This window comes from Roseateles albus (assembly GCF_028595345.1).
Classification (GTDB): Bacteria; Pseudomonadota; Gammaproteobacteria; order Burkholderiales; family Burkholderiaceae_C; genus Paucibacter_A; species Paucibacter_A albus.
Window position 1 is genome coordinate 122,401 of the sequence record NZ_JAQQXT010000012.1, and the last position, 17,382, is coordinate 139,782.

Consider the following 17,382-nt stretch of genomic DNA (forward strand, 5'->3'; position numbering starts at 1 on the left):
GATTCCTTATGAATTGATGGGGGATGCTGTGTCGAGTTCCGCGCGCGCTTCCCGGATACGTGCGCCAAATGGCTTCGTCGTCAGTGCCTGGATCGTGCTGTCCAAAACTGCTGACAGTGAAAAGGGCAGTTCGGCCTCCAATGCTGCCGATGCTGCGGCGGTTGCCCGCCAGCAGCGCTCCAGTGCCGGAATCAGTTCGCGGCCCTTGCCAGTTAGCGAAATCATCTTCTGGCGCCCGTCCTGAGAGCCAGTTTTGGAGGCAACTAGGCCGTCCTTGACCATGAGGGCTATGGTCTGCGTTGCCGCAGGTTGGGTAATGCCGGCAGCGTCGGCGATGAAGCCGATTGTTGAAGGTTCGTTTGCCATCAAGGCACGCATGACGGGGGTGTAGCGAGGTCGGTAATCGAGGCCAGCTTCTTCGTATGCCGCCGTAACAGCACCATCGAGCAATTCGATTAAATGGCGCAACTGGGTTCCGTGGGTAGATCTCATGGCGCAAATATATCATCACTTATATAAGTTGTTAAGTAAATTTCGGCAATTGGCGCATTGCGGCCTCTTTCAGCGAGGCGATGCAGTCTATTTATTCGGCTCGCTAGGTGTCAGGGCATAGGTTTGATATCGTCGCGGCATGCCAAAGCCCGATCTGAACTTGCTTGTCCCTCTGGATGTGCTCCTGGCGGAGGGCAGCATTGCGCGAGCGGCCAGGCGCTTGCAACTGAGTCCGTCGGCGATGAGTCGAGCGCTCGCGCGATTACGCGAAACGACGGGCGACCCTTGTTGGTCAGAGCCGCACGAGGGCTTGTTCCCACGCCCCGGGCGATTGAACTCCGCGGGCGGGTCAATCAACTCGTGCAAGACGCGGAAGTTATTCTGCGCCCCGCCGAGAAGCTCAATCTCCAGCAACTGGTTCTAACCTTCACGCTGAGAACCAGCGAAGCCTTTGTGGAAAATTTTGGGCCCGCCTTGATTGCCCGTGTGGGCGAAGCGGCACCCGGCGTCTTGTTGTGCTTTGTGCAGAAGCCTGACAAAGACAGCACGCCACTGCGCGATGGCACCGTCCATCTGGAAACAGGCGTCGTCGAGGAGACCACAGCGCCGGAGCTGCGGGTGCAAGCCTTGTTCAGAGACCGCTACATTGGCGTGGTGCGAGCGGGGCATCCTTTGATGCATCGGCGAGATCACCGCCGCCCGCTATGCGGCAGGCCGGCACATCCATGTTTCTCGGCAAGGTTTGGACCGGGGGGCGATTGACGAAGCCTTGAAGCTCGTCGGCCTGGAGCTCAATATTGTCACCGTGGTCGGCGGTTTCGCCACTGCGCTGGGTTTGACTCGCGCCTCCGACCTGATTGCCAGCGTCCCCGAGAGACACACCGGAAATCTGCGCGCAGCGATGCATAGCTTCCCTCTTCCTGTATCCACGCCCGAGTTCACGGTCTCGATGCTCTGGCATCCACGACTGGACAGCGATCCGGCGCATCGATGGGGCCGCAGCTGCGTTCGAGAAATTTGCGCCGAGTAGTTGCTTTGAACGACTGGACACTGTCGGTTCGGAAGCTCGACTTGACACGGCCTCGCTGGTCGCCAAGGGCGGCTTGGCTATCCCTTTGCTTTGGATTCAAGCACTTGCTTGAGCGGAATTTTCTCGGCCGGCAGTTTCTTGAACCCAGCGTGCAAGAACGTCTGCCAGCGGCTCTTATAGTCGCCCCATGACCAAGACATTGCTTGCCACCAAGCTTTACGCGTCCCCGCCGCCGCCACGCAGCGTCGAACGCCTGCGTTTGTTGCAGCGCCTGGACGACGGTTTGCAGGGCAAGTTGACGCTGCTCTGTGCGCCCGCCGGGTTTGGCAAATCGACTTTGCTGGGGACTTGGGTTCAGGCCTGTGAGTATCCAAGCGCTTGGCTGTCACTTGACGAGGGAGAGCGCGATCCTGACCAGTTTGTGGCGTACTTGACAGCCAGCTTGCGGTCCATTTCAAATGATCTCGGCGACGGTGCCTTGGCACTGGCCCAAGCCAGACCCAGACCCTCTCCAGAAGCGGTGCTGATCCATCTGATCAACCGATTGGTCATGCGTCGCGGTCGACTGGTGCTGGTACTCGACGATTACCAGTTGGCCAGTAGCCCTGAAGTAGATGCCTTATTGGCCTTCTTGCTCGACAACATGCCCGCGCAATTGCATCTTGTGGTGGCCTCGCGGGAGGTTCCGGCCATCGCCTTGGCGCGCTTGCGGGCAGAGGGCCAAATGAATGAGGTGGGTCAAGACGAGTTGCGGTTTCATGCAGAAGAGACCCAGCAATTCCTGAACCAATCCATGGCGCTGGAGCTGAGCGAAGGCCAAGTTCAGGCGCTGGATGCACGCACCGAAGGGTGGCCAGCCGGCTTGCAGATGGCGGCCCTTTCTTTGGCTGGGCACAGTGACGCGGAGACCTTCATCCGGTCCTTCACTGGAAGCCACCGCTTGGTGCAGGATTATTTGCTCGAAGAAGTGTTGCGGCGGCAGCCCGCAGCGGTTCAGAACTTCTTGCTCCGCACCTCAGTGCTGGACAGCATGTGCGCCGAGCTGTGCGAGGCCGTCATGCAGGAGACCGGAGGGCATGAGTCATTGCGTCAACTGGAGATGGCCGGTCTGTTTATCGTGCCGCTGGACGATATGCGGCGCTGGTTCCGCTATCACCATCTTTTCGCGGCTATGTTGCAGCAGCGACTGCGCGAAACCGAAGCACTCGCGCCCTTGCATCTGCGAGCCAGTGTCTGGTATGAGGCCCAAGGCATGATCAGTCAGGCCCTGCACCATGCCGTCGCGGCAGATGACACGCCGCGTGCCATTCAGGTGGTGCAAGGGCAAGGCATGCCCTTGTACTTTCTGGAGGACGCGGAACCAGTACTTCGATGGCTGCAAAACAAGACACCGGCGTTTTTGGATGAGCACCCGCAGCTCTGGCTGATGCTGGCTTGGTCCTACCTGGCTACCAGTCAGCACAGCCAGATGCAGGCCCCCATGATTGGCGCGGAAACGGCCATTGACAGCTCAAGCCAGCACCCGGCCTATAGCAACTGGTGCGGCGAGCTTAGCGCTGTGCGGGCTTGGGAGGCGGTGGCTCGCGGTGATGCCATCACGATTGCTCGCGAATCTGCTTTGGCGCTGAAGCGGCTGCCCCAAGATAGTCTGGCTCTGCGCACGGCGGCTCACTGTGCGCTAGGCGTGGCCCACCAGTTCAGCGGTGATCGCTTTGCGGCCCAACAGGTCTATGGTGAAACGCTGGCGATGGCGCAAGCTTGTGGGAACCGCATGATCGCGGTCTGCGCTGCCATTGCGCTGGGGCATCTGCAGGAAGATGACAACCATCTGCATTTGGCCTCTCGCACCTACGGCCAGGCTTTGCAATTATTGGGTGATCAGCCACATGGCGTGGCCTGCCAAGTCCATTTGGGCTTGGCACGCATTCTGTATGAGTGGAACGACCTTGAGTCCGCCTCGGCACATGCGGAAAAGAGCAGCAAACTAGCTGCCTTGCTGGAATGTGACGCCGGATTGGGCGCAGACGCATTGCGTGCGCAAATTCTGTTGTCCCGTGGCGAAACCGATGCTGCATTGACAGCCTTGACCCTGGCCAGCACCGCAGCCCAGACCAGAAACCCGCAGAGTGGAAGGCTCGCCATTGCACAGACTCAGGTGCAGGCTTTTCTGCAGACCGGTGAAGTCATTGCTGCCACGCAACTGGCGCAAACCCACGCGCTGCCTTTGGCGCAGTCCCAGGTCTTGCTCGCCCGGGGTCAAGCCTTGCAAGCGCTTGAGGGTCTGACGACGTTCCTTGCGGCTTCGCAGACTAGCGCACCGGCGACTGAGCTTGTGCGCGCACTCTTGCTCAAAGCACTGGCGTTGGACGCCTTCGCCCCTACCGAGGCGGCGCTGGCCGCACTGGAGGAGGCCATGGCTTTGGCTGAACCGCAGGGCTGGGTGCGTGCATTTGTGGATCTTGGCGGGCCGATGCAGCGGCTTTTGGAAAAGTCGGAGCAGGGTTCCCGCCCCCGCTACACCGCCATGTTGCTGGACGCCTTGCGCAGGCAGTCGGTGGCTCTTGTCAGCCTTGCAGCCCCGGTCCCTAAAGCGCTGCAATTGCCATCGATAGCCCCGCAAACCTTGGCTGAACCCTTGAGTCAGCGTGAGCTTGAAGTGCTGACGCTGATTTACAAAGGCCTCTCAAATCAGGAAATCGGCCAGCAGCTCTTTGTGTCCTTGAGCACGGTGAAATGGCATAACCAGAACATCTTTGACAAACTCGATGTGCAAAGACGCACCGAGGCGGTGGCGCGAGCACAGGCATTGAATTTACTGTGAGCCCGCGAGCGGCGCGGCAAAACCGTACTTTGGTACGGTGACAGGGCCGGGTAGGCCCGCCGACACTGGCAGCCAGGCGATCGACAAGGGGTTGGCGCTACGGCCTAGCTCGGTTCTGTTATTGCGTCATGTCACTTTTGCCAAGTCCTTCCTGGAAGTTGCCGGGTGCCCTGTTGCTCTTGAGCTTGGTTCCCGTGGCCGCCGGCGCCGTGCGCCTGTTGGATGTCTTGAAAGTGTCAAGCGGTGGCTTGGTCACGGCCGAGAACACAAGGTTCATGACCATGCCCGGCGCCGTGCTGGCACATATCGTGGCGGCATCTTTGTTTTGCGTGCTGGGTGCGTTTCAGTTCGATGCGGCGATCCGGCTTCGCTTCCCTCGTCTTCATCGCATCACCGGCCGGGTCGTCGCTCTCAGCGGGATTTTGACGGCGCTGACCGGTCTATGGATGACTGCGGGAATGCACATTCCTGCTGAACTGCAGGGCGAGTTGTTGTACGGAGCCCGCCTGCTGGTGGGGATCTGCATGCTGCTGGCCATCTCGGTGTCGATCCGCGCCGTCCTGCGAGGCCGTATCGCCCAGCACAAGGCCTGGATGATCCGCGCCTATGCGCTGGGCCAAGGCGCAGGGACGCAGGTGCTGATCATGTTGCCGGTGGCCTTGACGGCAGGCACACCAACGTTTTTCTTTCGCGACATCCTGATGACCTCGGCCTGGGGTCTGAATGCGGTCTTTGCCGAATGGCTCATTCGCCGTCGATGGCCATAGGCAGCTTTCGAATATCCCCCGCTTGCTTCTCTGCACGGTGACCCGAACAGGTCAGCCCCCCGGCGTGCCTGCTCGAGAGCCTTCTATCTTTCAATTCTGGAATTCAATATGAACACTGCTTTACATCACATCAAGATTTTGGCCTTCGCCGCCGGCATGGCCTTGGCCGCGCCAAGCGCCTTCTCCCAGGCCTTCGACGCAGTGCGCCTGTATGGCGCAGCGCCTGGCAAAGATGGTGGCACAGTGGGCGCCGCTGTCGTGGCGACCTACGAATACCAAGGATCCGATCAGCGCAGTACATGGGTGATCCCGGTACTCGACTACCAATGGGCAAACGGCTGGTTTGCAGGCATCAGCAACGGCGTCGGCTACAACTTTTCGTCCTCGCCGCAGATGCAGTACGGCTTGCGCTTGACGGCGGACAAGGGTCGCAAGGAACGCCGTGCGAACGCTTTGCACGGCATGGGCGATGTGGACGCCGCAGCCGAAGGCGGGGCGTTTTTCAACTACTCCCTGCCCGAGGGCTTGTTTTTCTCCTCTTCGATCCGCTATGGATCGGGCGTCAACAACAAGGGACTGGTCGTCGACCTGGGCGCAGGCTATTTGACGGAAATTGCACCGAACTGGCACTTGGGTGCCGGAGTCGGCATCACGCTGGCTAACGCCCATTACATGCAGTCGTTCTTCGGTGTGAGTGCCGTCCAATCTGCCGCCAGCGGCTACACGGCCTACTCGGCAAGCTCGGGGGCCCGCGACGCTCGCGCCAATATGGCGCTGACGTACTCGATCGACAAGAGAACGTCCATCACAGCGGCTCTCTCGGTGAACAGCTTGGTCGGTGATGCCAAGGACAGCCCGCTCACGCGCAAGCGCAGCTCGGAGATGGGCGTCGTTGCGATCAGCTACGCCTTCTGACCCTGTGAATGGCGTAGGCCCGAAACCAAATCAAGGACTTCCGATGAAACGATTCATACCCAGCACAGAGATGTGCGCAGCCAGTTGCCTGATCTTTTTTGCTGCACTGGCCGCAGCTTGTCTGCCTGTCCAAGCTCGCGCGGAAGACGGTGTTACCAAAGATGTGCGCGGACCCTACCTCGGCCTTGCGTTTGGCGGCGCTTTCGGAAACCGGGAATCGTCAGATTCAAACAGCAGCAACGACGAAGGCATCGGGCGAAGCGCCAAGATCTATGGCGGCTACCAGCTGAGTGAAAACTTCGGCCTACAAGCCGGCTTTGTTCGCATGCGCGACCTCAACCAAAACACCGGCAGGGGCGCGACGTTGCTCATCCAAACCGCCAACGGTCAGAGTGTCTATGCGGCAGGCACAGCGCGCTTACCTTTGGGAGACTCGTTCGCCTTGACCGGCAAGGTCGGCGTCTCCTTCGGTAAGGTCACCAGTGCAAGCCCAGCAACTTCAGCATCGAACGAGCTCTTGGGCAGCAAGACATCGCTGCTAGTTGGAAGCGGCGTCGAATATGTATTCAACCGCCATGCATCGCTGTCCCTTGAGTTGGAAAGCTACGGCAATATTTCTCCGCAGGTCAAGGGCAATCTGATCACCTTGGGCGTTCGATTCACTTTCTGAATTGCTTGCATATTGAGTGGGCACAAGCTGCACTCAATACGCCCACCAACGGTTGAATAGCTCTACCTCATGACCCCCAATACCTTCATCTCCGAGCCAGGCAAGCCTGACACCAAGCCGCTGCTGCGCCGCGTGGTGAGCCACCCGCTCATGCGCATGCTCGCAGCATCGTTGGCGATGGTGCTGCCGCTGACCTTGAGCTTTGCACTGCTGCAAGCTCTGTTGCCCAAAGAGATGCGAGTCGCTTGGCCCAATCTGCTTGCGGCGCTCGTCTGCCTGCTCGGCTACTGGACCTACGCGAACCGCGTCGAGCGGCGCGAGGTCACTGAGTTGAGCGCGCCCGGCGCCTGGGCTTCTTGGGCGCGCGGCGCCGGACTGGGCCTGTTGTTGGGGCTGATCACGTTGGGGCCACTATGGGCTTTGGGTGTCTACCGCATCGCCGGCATGGGCGACGGTCTTTCACTCATCAAGCAAATCCCTGAGATGACTCTGGTCGCCGTTATGGAGGAGCTGCTGATACGCGGCGTGATATTCCGGATCGCCGAGCAGGCCTGGGGCAGTCGGCGAGCGCTGTGCTTGTCGACCCTGCTTTTTGTGGCGGCTCACCTGCCGGGTGAGATTAACCCGATGGGGATGCTGGTAACTGCGGCAGCTTCACTCGCCTTTACGGCCGCCTATCAACTCAGCCGCAGCTTGTGGTCACCGATCGGCATGCACTTCGCCTGGAACTATCTGTTTTCGGCGGTCTTCTCGGTGCCAGTATCGGGCCACGAAGCCAGAGGCTGGTTGCATGGGGCGATGAGCGGTCCGACCTGGCTCAGTGGCGGAGCGTACGGCGTAGAAGCTTCGGCCGTGGCTTTGCTGGTTTGGGCGCTGGCGGCCGCGCTGTTGCTGCGCAAGGCAATTGCTCGCGGCAAGTTCATGCCGAGGCTCAAGCGCCCCATTTAGTCCAGACTGAAGGCCGCCAAGTGCAGCAGCCATTCAGTGCAAATACTGGAGCGGCGTTGCGAACTGTGAATATTCGCATCACGCGAGAATTGAATAATGCAGGTTATAAAAATTTTGCGTTGTTTCGCGGTTTTTGCCCTGACTGCTTGTGCCTCTCTGATGGCTATGGCTGCCGAATTTAAAGTGGATGTAATTCAGTTTGAGCCGTGGGCTTACCGAGTTAGCAAAGTTGGCACCACGGAGTTGTACGCTGGCGTGTTGATTGAATATATTCGCGAATTCGAACGTAGAAGTGGGCACAAAGTCATTGTCACTCTGACCCCGTATGCACGCGTAGAGCTCAATTTGAAAACCGGGGCAACGGACTTCTCGCTGATGGTTTGGTCAAATATGCGCGCAGCTTACGCGCGCCGCGGTACGAATATTATGCCGCTAAGGTTTGGTGTTCGCTTGGTCAAGGGGGCCGCCGCGAGAACTCATGAAGACTTGCATGGCTTGCGTATGGGTGTCCCCCGTGGCTTGAAGTTGGGTGAGCGTTTTGACGCTGACCCACTCATTGAAAAGCAAATGACCCTCGATTACACGCAAGCTATTCGCATGGCAGTCAAAGGGCATGGCGTATCTGGCGTTGTCGGGTCACTTTCAACAATAGACTATTTGATTCGAAAACTTCACTTTGAAAATTTCTTTGGCGATGAACTTTATTTAAACGTCCTGCATGGGGTGGTTGTGTTCTCTTTGCAATCAAAAAACATCGCGCTTGAAGCGGAAGTAAATGCCATATTTGAGGCCATTGTCCAAGATGGTACGGCGGAGAAAATATACAAGGAAAATATTCTGAATGGCGCTCCCAAAGAAAATTCACAATAGATTTATCGCGGGCATTTATTTAATACACACAGTCAATCATTTGACTTAATTTCGGTGCGCCCGCATACATCCAGTGTTGGACGGCACAATTCGCACACATATGGCCTCACCTACTGCTGTTCCTAAAGCGTCGCTTCTGGGCGCATAACACTGAAACGCAAACACTTTTTGCGCACCCTGGCTATTGAAGCCGGGTTCGCGGATTGGGCGCGCCTTTTGCCTGTGCTTAAAACCTTGGCACCAGCGGCAGTGGCGCACCTGACGACCTTGCAAGGCAACTTTGGTGGGCTGAACCACTGGTTCTCCACCCACGAAGAAGCCCAGGCTTTTGCGCCCGCTCATGGGCGTGAATTCGTGGCCATGGGGCAGCAAGCCATGGTGCCCGGCTTGGACTGAATCCATCTCCAGTATTGCTCCTGTCTTATGAGCTGCTAGCGGCATTCCTGCGGCGCATACCAATCTTTTTGCCCAAAAATGTCAAATCATCGAGAGCTCAAAAACCAATACAAAGAATCCATGGTGCCCATGGGTGTTTTTGTGATTCGCAACACCAAAAATCAGCGCGTCTACGTAGGCAGTTCCAGCAACCTAGAGGGGGCGATGAACCGCCACCGCTTTGAGCTGAGCACGAAAACCCATCGCAATAGTGCCCTGCTGACCGACTGGATTGCCCACGGCCCAGCAGCCTTTCACTTTGAAGTGCTGGACCGCATTGCGCAAAGCGAAAACCCAAATTTCGACTACCCCGCCGAGCTGGCTACTGTGCTCGCGCTTTGGCAAGAAGAACTGCATTGCTTTGGCGCGCAAGGCTACAACCCCGCACCGTCAAAGAAACAAGCTTAATGATCGACCACTCGAATATGCCCACCACCGCAATCGAACACTGCCTGCAAATCACCCAGGCCCATGCCTGCATCCAACTGAACTTAGACGAAGCGCTGGGCTGGGCCCACGGCATGGCTTACCAAGATTTCGTGCTGCTCACCCACATCGCGCAGTCCCCCCAACAACGCCTAACCGCGGCCGACTTGATGCGCCCCATGGGTCTTCCTCTGTCTGCCTTAGTGCGACTCGTACTTCCATTGGAAAAAACAGGACTGTTGCACCGGGATCCCATCCCGGACGCTGATGGCAAGCGTTACGTCACGTTGCGCCCGGCAGGACAAACTCATTTGCGCAATGCAACCGTCACCGCGCAAGCGGCATGCGCGACTGTGTTGACTGCGCTTGTGAACGGCCAACGGGCGCTGTGCCCGACAGATTGATGGCTCATGCATCTGAGGATGTTCACATGGTGTCCCCAGGTCTCTCGCATTGACCGAGCAGCGACTATGAATCTCGCTATGAGCGCGCAACACGGAGCAGCTAACCATGGGCAAGATTTCCGTTTACGCCAGAGGAATCTGATTGCCATTTCGCTGCTTGTGAAAGCTGAAGTTGGATCGTCATGGTGCCCTGCTCCTCGAATTCGTTGATCGGCAGCTTCGGGAGGTGTTGCAGCCATTCGCCCCGCGAAACGCTCAATGGCCGGTGTCGGCAGTAGCGGCCGCCGGTTTGCCAAAAGTGAACGGCAGCAGTCAGCCTAAAGGTGACATAACGCGCCAACCGGCCGCTACGCAGCAGCTAAGGTCATTGGTCATGAAGAGCCGGACTCACGGGGCTGGCCACTCAGCAACCACCAGCCCCGCAACAGAGTTTGCGGCGTTGGTGGCAGCTGACGTCAATCTTCACCGAATCCGATCAGGAAATCAGCCCTCAACTTGGTCAGAATCACGAGCGTTCCGCCGGCCGGCGATGATTCTGCGTGACTCCGCCTGGAGTGAGAGCGCTTCCTTGGGCTCGAATCCGAGGTCGGCAAACACATTCCCGCACGCTGCGGTGACATGGCCTGTCTTCATGTCGGTGCTCTGTTCAGCCTGCCTGCGCATCTCAATCTCGCTGTTCACTCGACGGCATTCAGACCCGGCGCCCTTGATCGCCCCAACCAGTGGGGCGAAGAAGAGACGAAAGCTGTCGCTCCAAATTTGGCCAATCGTCATTTGACACCCCCCAATTTAATCACCATCAAAATATCGTTCCCGCGCTTTGCACCGGCTTTCGTTTGAGCTGCTTTGGTGCCTACGCCAGGGAGCTCGTCCAGGACTTCCGCTCACATTCTTAGTACTCTTCACGGCATGCGCCCGAAACAAGAGGCCAAGGCAACTCAAGTGCGGCCACTGCACCGTGTAGGTACAGCCATGTTTGATGCCATGGCCGCCATCTACTAGACGGAGGGTAGGCCCGATTGAGTGCGGTTCTGGGCGGACCACTTTATGGTGGCCCTCCGCTATAGCTTGCTTCTCGATTTGCGCGTCCTTCGGCGCTCATGCGCCGCAGCAAGTTTGGCTTCGAGCTTGGCAATGACTTGTTCTGCAGGAATCCCATCCCCGGCCGCCTCAGATCGCGCGATCGCCGACAAACCGCGGTGCACGAATTCAGACTGAACGTTGTCAAACGGCAAATCGTCACCAAGCTTAGCGACCAGTTCGAGCAAACTGGATTCACTGACCCACCGAAACTGCCCACGGGCAATTTTAGAAACTTGTTCCTGATCGACGCCGAGCAAACCAGCGGCTGTTTCTTGACTCAGATGGCGCGCCTTGATAGTCCACGCAATTTCCGCCGCCAAAGAAGCCTTGCGCTGCATTCCTGCTGCGTCTGAATAGTTCAGGTCCGCGTAGACATTGGCACTACCGGCTTCGCACAAATCTTGCGCCAGGACTGTTTCGACGCCAAGCGTGCTTCCGTCTTTGTCCATGAATTCGACCTCATACGCCGCGCCCAAGGCATGGACGTGAATGACCACACCAAGAGCGCCGGGCTCAAGTCCTAAGTCCGGCAAGTGGCCCGTCAAGACAACTTTGCTGTGTTCTCTAATCACCATCAAGTGGCCTCTTGCGCTCCAAATCCTCTCGCTCAATGCGATCAGCAAGGCGGCCTAAGGCTGACCCTCCAAACCATGCTGCGACGATGATTGCGCTCACAACAATCAACCATGTGTATTCACTTAAGTCCGTGCTCATAGGATACGACTGCTCCGTATGTTCTTACACCATAAACTCGTTTTCGAGATCCGCACTTCATGTCAGAGTCACCCGCTGCCTCGCGTGGTTAAAACCGATTGGGCCGTCTAGCCTGACCGGCGTCGAGCTGCTTAGGCTCAGCTTGATGTGCTGAATTGCTTGATGATGTGCCTGCTAGGCCAAGCCAGAGCTTCATCCTCGGCATCGCGTCCGGTTCCAGAGCGCTGACTGTGCACCGCATGACTGACTGGCATCAAGGTGGCTCATGGGGTCGGGACTACGACATCAGCCTTGCCCGAGCGGTCGCCAAATCTTGCAGCGTGAGTTCACGCGGCGAGAGCGGCCCCAAGGTTGCGTTGACGGCCTGCGCCAGAATCTCTTTGACGTCGGCCGGTCCGGCCTCGCCGATCAGTCGAGTCACCGACTCCGGCGTCACCTCAGCCGCCAAGCGGTAGTTGCGCTGATCCAGGCTCTTGGTGATGAAAGACTGCAGCGCCTCGCCGCTGAGCCGGTCCAGATGCAGTCGCTCCGAGAAGCGGCCGCCCCGCAGCGCGGCGGCATCGATGTTGCCGATGTTGTTGAGGGCTGCGATGAACACCACCTCGGGCACACTGGCCATCAGCCCGTCCATCGCCTTGAGCACCTCATTGGTGGCGATGCTGGTGTGCGAGAACTGGCGGTCACGCAACAAGTCATCGGCTTCATCGAGAAAGACGATGGCCGGCCGGTGCTCGCGGGCGAGGGCGGTGATGTCACAAAACAGCTTGGGCGTGGCCAAAATTTCGGCCGTCTTGGCCTCAAAGACATGCATGTCCAGCGTGCGGCCGAGCGCCCGTACCAGCGAGGTCTTGCCGGTGCCCGGTGGGCCAAAGAGCAGCACGCCTTTGGGCACGGCGCCGCCTTGCGCTTGGACTTCTTCCCAGTGCTTCAAACGGTAGACGAGCGAATCGATCTGATCGCGGGTTTGTGGCGCAAAGTTCAGATCGTCCAGACCGGCGCAGTCTTTGGGGATCGAGCCCTCACGGCGGCACACCTGCCGGGCAATCGTCTTGATGGTTGCATAGGAGAGCTCTTGGGCGCCACTGTCGCGCACCCGCTTGAGTGCGTTGGACATGAAGGCGTTGCTACGCATCACCCAATGATCGGCCAAGGCGTGTCGCACATCGGGGCTCAAGTTAAGTCGGTATTGAGCCGCCAATGCGGTGATGATGGCCAGGCGAGCTTCACGGTCAGGGTAGGGGACATCGATCTTGAAATCGAAGCGGCCCTCACGGACCACGGCGGGGTCAAGTTTGTCGACGAAGTTGGTGGCGGCCATCAGCACAACACGGTAGCGGCGCAACTCGTTGATTGCAGTCAGCAGCGCATTGACGGTCTTCTTGTCTTCGTTGTGCGCGCTGCCGCCGCGGTCGACTGCCAAGGCATCAAACTCGTCGAAGAACAGCACGCAGGGGGCTTGGCGTTTGGCCTGTGCCACCAGGGCGGCAATGTTCTCTTGCGCTGCGCCCACCCAGCGGGAGGCCACCGTGTCGATGGTGGCCATGATGATGGGCAGGCCCAGTTCGCCAGCCAAGGCTTCAGCGATGTAGGTTTTGCCATTGCCCGGCGGGCCACTGAGCAGCAGGCCGTTGCGATCCGGCACCGGGCCGCCCCGGCGCAGGTTGGCAAAGTTTTGAAGAAAGGGCGCCAGCTCTGCCTTGCAAGCAGCCATGCCGGCGACTTGGCTCAAGCTGAGCGGCGACATCTTGATTGGCGCCACGTCCGCCTCAATAGGGACAGCATTGGCGGGCAAAGCAACTTGCTTGGCGGGCGCCTTCTTGGCTGGTGCGAGATGGGTCGGGCTTTGGTGCTTGCTGATATGAGGCGCCGCGCTACTAGAGGTCGGCGTGTAACCCTGAGGCTGGCGATCACTCCACAGGCCGATGATGGCCCGGCTTGCATGCGCAGACAGCACATAGGCAGCCAAGGCGGCAGCGGCCTGCATCAAGCTGGTCTCGGTAGATTGCAAATGCGCGCTGGCGAACACGACAGCGGCAAACGCCATTTGAGCCGACACACCGGCGCTTCCCCAAAAGAGCAAAGCCCAGGCTCGGCTTTGCCGACGCGTCATCAACCAGGCTGCCGCCACCGTGGCAGGCAAAGCCAACACAACACAACCGCCGCCGACGAGCCAGACCATGTCGCTGGGGTTTGCAGCTTGGCCTGAATGTGCAGCCAAAACCAGCGTCAGTTGCCACAAGGCTACGACGGCCGCGACCTTCCACAGCAAGGGCGTACGCAAAACACGCGCGATCTTCGAGAAGCAGTAGTCGAGAAAATAGACCACGGCTGAGCAGAAAAGGTACATGGATTGATTCACCGTTTGAAGGCTGAGTACGCAGGCAAAGCCACAAAGTTGACCGATAGAGGAGAGCGATCAGCGTCGGTTTCCGCGCCTGCCATCACCAGTTGGGTGAGCCGGCTTCGGGCCTCTTGCTTGAGAGATTTGCGCGTGAAAAAGCTCACCTGGGCAATCACACCCGCTTGTTTGTCCCAAACAAACGCGAACCCGACGTCGGCGCAACCGGCCAAGTCGGCACACACCGCATGCAATATGGCGGGGTTGGCGCGCCATAAGGCCCAAGCTGGCCTCAGCACAAGCATGGTGCTGATCCACGCCAACAAGCCCAGACTCAAGATGAGTTTGCTGAAGTTGCCAGCGTCGGCCCAGGTGAAGGCCAAACGCGGCAAGAAGCGAGTGAGATGGAGTTTCAAAGTGGGTCGTCCTTGGCTGAAAGTGATGCCGATAGCACTCGACTTGCCGCCGAGTTGGTCGGCAAGTGGCCGGGCAAGCTGCGGCTTTTGCGAGTTCGGCAGGGGCTGCGTTCAACCCAACGGCGTCATCTCGCCGGTGCTGAAATGAAACGCCTTGGCAAAGGGCTTGCCGCTTTGCTGGCCCTGGACTTGCAGGAAATAGCTTGCGTTCTTGTCCAGCTTTCGGAGCGGGATCAGAAACACCTGACTGGCGGTGAGGCGGCGATGCGGGTCCACCTCATGTGTGAAATGGAACAAAGGCACTGACACGCCGGCAGCATCGGTCAGCTGCGCCGAGATGATGATAAGACTGCCGCCCGAGGGGTTGAAGAAGTAGAGCGGATGCCCCCAGGACGGCGCCTTCAGCACAGTGCTGCGCAATCCGACAAATGGGTCGGGCGTTTCGCCGGTGGCATTGCCGTCGGTCCCGAACTCGCTCATCAAGCCTCGGCTGCCTTCGCAGGGATAGGACTGCACCGTATCGGGCAACGGCTTTTGCCCGGCGCCAATACTGCCTTGGTTGATCACTGAGACCTGCACCTTGGCAGGACTGAAACTTGTTTTGGCATCCGGGCCGGTGCCTATGGTGTAGGGCATGGGTACCGGGGCTGTGGTGACGGCAATGCCGACATCTCGCGCATCGCTCAAGATCCCAGCCATGTGGTAGACGGAATTGATGAATTTGCGCACAACAAATTCACCCGAGCGCATCGGCCCCGGCAGCTGTGCTTCTGCTTCAGTATTCGTGCTGTACCAGCCGTTGCTCATGACTTCGCCGACGTAGGCTGCGTAGCCTGCAGCTTTTGCACGGTCACTGGGCGAGACGCCGGTGAAGCCAGAAAATGATGGATCTTGGTAATGGTCGATCCCCCTGAAACTGGGGTTCTTCATGTTCTGGGCGATGTAGTCAGCGTGACCTTTGGCCGCCTTGTCGATGAGATCGTTCTGACGCAGCAGTCCGAAACCGCAGTTCGCCCGCTCCTGATTCAGCGTCTGAAGCGCGTCGAGTTCAGCCGACTTCGCCGCATAGGTGGCTTCTGGGACCCAAGTCTGCAGGGTTGAGTTAGGTGCCGGAAGCGGCGCCGGGGCAGGTTCCGGGGTCGGTGTTGGCGTAGGCGTAGGGGTTGGAGCAGGTGCAGGTGCAGGCGGAGGTGCTGATTCGGTGCTTATGCTCGAGCTTGAGCCACCGCCGCCACAAGCGGCCAAGCTTGAAGCCAAGACTAATGTGACGGCTAAGCTGGCAATAGAAGTCAAAGGATAGTGAGCTGATTTCTGCATGAGTTTGATTCCCTGGTGTTGATATGCGAATATTGCTGCTCGGCGGCTGAAATTAGTCATAACAGCCAAAGTTGTTTCTGACTTGAAAGTAGTTTCACGTTGGGCCGGCACGAGCATCGAAAACTTCTTCATTATTTTTTGTTCTTTCGACCTGACTGCTCAAAAGTACCCCAATCGGCGCGGCCATGAAGGGGATTTCCCGCAGCTTGCCCCAGTTCTTTCAAGTACCTGAATACTTCAATCTCAGAGGCACTTTTCGGTTTTTGTACTTGTGGCTTCGGTCTCGAGTTGTTCTGCATCTCTTTCTCCTTGTTGAGTTGAAATAAGAATACAGACAAGTCTGATATGCGCAACTCTGACTGTTTTTATGTGAGCGCTCACTTCTTTCGACTCTAAAAATTCGCCGATCAGACAAGGCAACTGGCTGACCTCAGTCTTGGGCCCTCGTTCCGACTTGTGCTTTACAACTAGTTTTGACGCTCGAAATGGAGGCCTGGACTTTCTGAATTCACGGAAGATAGAGCGTACGTTTTGCTCTCATCCATAGACAAGCGGATAGTCTGCCTCTTGATCCAATGCGGGAGGTTCAAAAAGTATTGATGGTGTGGCCTCTCGCGCCAGAACTTGCCCATTCAACTACTACATAGCTAATTAGTGGAAGGCAAGCTCTCAGCATCGGCAAGTATTTCTTTGGCGTTGATGGAGCAATTCATGTCGCTGCTTGGTCTAGCACATCAATAGTTGCGCCGCTCTTTTGAATAGTGATTGGCCTCGGCAGATCATGTTGCCCCAGACAAATTTATCTGTTGAAGGCTACGGCTTGTCGGCGGCCCATGGCTGAGTGGGGCTTGAGCCCTTCTCAACAGCAAAAGCTGCTGGGTGTCAGCAAGTCCACTTGGCTGGCCTGGAAGGGTGGTCAAGTGCGCGCGCCACTGAAAGCCGCGTGCGCTGAACGTGTCAGCTACATCCTTCGTATCTACGCAGCCCTGGGAACTCATATACCTATCCCGGAGCGGGCTGTAGCCTGGGTGAGTCTGTACAACACAGCGCCATTGTTTGGCGGCAAACCAGCGCTTGCCCGCATGCTGGGGGGTCAAGTCGGTGATCTGATGGTTGTTGCAGACTATCTAGATGCCCTGCGCGGGAGGAGCTTTTCTTGATGCCGGTCATGAGCGGCAGCAGCGCGACTTTGCCGCAGGCAGGGACGGAATTACTGGTCGACGGTGCCCGTGAAGCTATTCGCGAGACGGTAAACACTGGCTTTCAGTCGCGGAAAATCAAGCGGTCCGGTTGTGACCTTGCGCGCCATTGATAGTCGCTGCACACCCACATACGGACGGCAGCGGCGAGTTCGAAAGCGCGTCATGGTTCACTTCTCGTCTTGCGCTCAAGTTGCACGCGCTATTGGGGCAATCGAACCACGTGCGCCAGCGAATCTCTTGAAGAACTTGGTGGCACTGTGCTGCTGCTTGGCCTCAACAACCTTGAATGGACCGTTTGCCCCACAGTGAAAAGTCAAACGCCAGGTGTTTGACGCCGACCATTCGCGCTCTGTGACGAGGTGATCTCAAGAGGCGCCATGGTCGCTGAAATTTCAGCTGTTGAATGGGTTGGACCTGAATTCCAAGTGGCTTCATTACCGCGCACTTGTGTGTTCAAAAATCTCGGCGTACAGCAGAGTTTTTTGATGGCGGCCTGGCAATGGCTGCCGCCGATCAGCTAGGTTCTACTCACAA

At 58.0% G+C, this 17,382-nt stretch carries 17 protein-coding genes and 1 pseudogene; 12 read left to right on the forward strand and 6 right to left on the reverse strand.

The window, feature by feature from the left end; all coding sequences use genetic code 11:
- Positions 1-6: 6 nt before the first annotated feature.
- Complete coding sequence (locus PRZ03_RS18300; RefSeq protein WP_273601698.1) at positions 7-492, reverse strand: MarR family winged helix-turn-helix transcriptional regulator; 486 nt, start codon at positions 490-492, stop codon at positions 7-9.
- A 139-nt stretch (positions 493-631) separates the two neighbouring features.
- Here PRZ03_RS18300 and PRZ03_RS18305 point away from each other — a divergent pair.
- The 10 genes and pseudogenes from PRZ03_RS18305 (at position 632) to PRZ03_RS18350 (ending at position 9,778) form a co-directional block, all read left to right on the forward strand.
- A pseudogene (locus PRZ03_RS18305) lies at positions 632-1,522 on the forward strand (LysR family transcriptional regulator).
- 187 nt (positions 1,523-1,709) lie between these two features.
- On the forward strand, positions 1,710-4,343 hold the full coding sequence (locus PRZ03_RS18310) for a LuxR C-terminal-related transcriptional regulator (protein ID WP_273601699.1): 2,634 nt from the start codon (positions 1,710-1,712) through the stop codon (positions 4,341-4,343).
- A 128-nt stretch (positions 4,344-4,471) separates the two neighbouring features.
- Positions 4,472-5,110 carry a DUF2306 domain-containing protein gene (locus tag PRZ03_RS18315; protein WP_273601701.1) on the forward strand — a complete coding sequence of 213 codons (639 nt, stop codon included), beginning with the start codon at positions 4,472-4,474 and terminating at the stop codon, positions 5,108-5,110.
- A 108-nt stretch (positions 5,111-5,218) separates the two neighbouring features.
- Complete coding sequence (locus tag PRZ03_RS18320) at positions 5,219-6,025, forward strand: MipA/OmpV family protein (protein WP_273601703.1); 807 nt, start codon at positions 5,219-5,221, stop codon at positions 6,023-6,025.
- Positions 6,026-6,029: 4 nt separating this feature from the next.
- Positions 6,030-6,695 (forward strand): outer membrane beta-barrel protein, encoded by a 666-nt coding sequence (locus tag PRZ03_RS18325; RefSeq protein ID WP_273601705.1) that lies wholly within the window; start codon positions 6,030-6,032, stop codon positions 6,693-6,695.
- Between the two features lie 69 nt (positions 6,696-6,764).
- Entirely contained in the window at positions 6,765-7,643 is an 879-nt protein-coding gene (locus tag PRZ03_RS18330) for a CPBP family intramembrane glutamic endopeptidase (protein WP_273601708.1), read from the forward strand.
- 96 nt (positions 7,644-7,739) lie between these two features.
- Positions 7,740-8,513, forward strand: a complete 774-nt coding sequence (locus PRZ03_RS18335; RefSeq protein ID WP_273601709.1) for a substrate-binding periplasmic protein — start codon at positions 7,740-7,742, stop codon at positions 8,511-8,513.
- A gap of 216 nt (positions 8,514-8,729) precedes the next feature.
- Positions 8,730-8,909: a hypothetical protein gene (locus tag PRZ03_RS18340; protein ID WP_273601711.1), complete on the forward strand. Its 180-nt coding sequence runs from the start codon at positions 8,730-8,732 to the stop codon at positions 8,907-8,909.
- A gap of 78 nt (positions 8,910-8,987) precedes the next feature.
- Positions 8,988-9,356 (forward strand): GIY-YIG nuclease family protein, encoded by a 369-nt coding sequence (locus PRZ03_RS18345; RefSeq protein WP_273601713.1) that lies wholly within the window; start codon positions 8,988-8,990, stop codon positions 9,354-9,356.
- Entirely contained in the window at positions 9,356-9,778 is a 423-nt protein-coding gene (locus tag PRZ03_RS18350) for a MarR family winged helix-turn-helix transcriptional regulator (protein ID WP_273601715.1), read from the forward strand. The genes PRZ03_RS18345 and PRZ03_RS18350 overlap by 1 nt, the downstream gene beginning before the upstream one ends.
- A 483-nt stretch (positions 9,779-10,261) precedes the next feature.
- Here PRZ03_RS18350 and PRZ03_RS18355 read toward each other — a convergent pair whose 3' ends face one another.
- From PRZ03_RS18355 to PRZ03_RS18375, 5 genes are all read right to left on the reverse strand, one after another.
- Entirely contained in the window at positions 10,262-10,552 is a 291-nt protein-coding gene (locus PRZ03_RS18355) for a hypothetical protein (RefSeq protein WP_273601717.1), read from the reverse strand.
- 287 nt (positions 10,553-10,839) lie between these two features.
- The gene (locus PRZ03_RS18360) at positions 10,840-11,436 is read right to left on the reverse strand and encodes an XRE family transcriptional regulator (RefSeq protein ID WP_273601718.1); all 597 of its coding nucleotides are present in this window, start codon (positions 11,434-11,436) and stop codon (positions 10,840-10,842) included.
- A 416-nt stretch (positions 11,437-11,852) separates the two neighbouring features.
- Positions 11,853-13,922: an AAA family ATPase gene (locus PRZ03_RS18365; RefSeq protein ID WP_273601720.1), complete on the reverse strand. Its 2,070-nt coding sequence runs from the start codon at positions 13,920-13,922 to the stop codon at positions 11,853-11,855.
- Positions 13,923-13,930: 8 nt separating this feature from the next.
- On the reverse strand, positions 13,931-14,329 hold the full coding sequence (locus PRZ03_RS18370; RefSeq protein ID WP_273601722.1) for a hypothetical protein: 399 nt from the start codon (positions 14,327-14,329) through the stop codon (positions 13,931-13,933).
- Between the two features lie 111 nt (positions 14,330-14,440).
- Positions 14,441-15,778 (reverse strand): CAP domain-containing protein, encoded by a 1,338-nt coding sequence (locus PRZ03_RS18375; RefSeq protein WP_273601724.1) that lies wholly within the window; start codon positions 15,776-15,778, stop codon positions 14,441-14,443.
- Positions 15,779-16,479: 701 nt separating this feature from the next.
- Here PRZ03_RS18375 and PRZ03_RS24130 point away from each other — a divergent pair.
- Positions 16,480-16,806, forward strand: coding sequence for an antitoxin Xre/MbcA/ParS toxin-binding domain-containing protein (locus PRZ03_RS24130; RefSeq protein WP_409993976.1), 327 nt, complete (start codon positions 16,480-16,482; stop codon positions 16,804-16,806).
- A 419-nt stretch (positions 16,807-17,225) separates the two neighbouring features.
- Complete coding sequence (locus PRZ03_RS18380) at positions 17,226-17,369, forward strand: hypothetical protein (RefSeq protein ID WP_273601726.1); 144 nt, start codon at positions 17,226-17,228, stop codon at positions 17,367-17,369.
- The last annotated feature ends 13 nt before the right edge of the window (positions 17,370-17,382 follow it).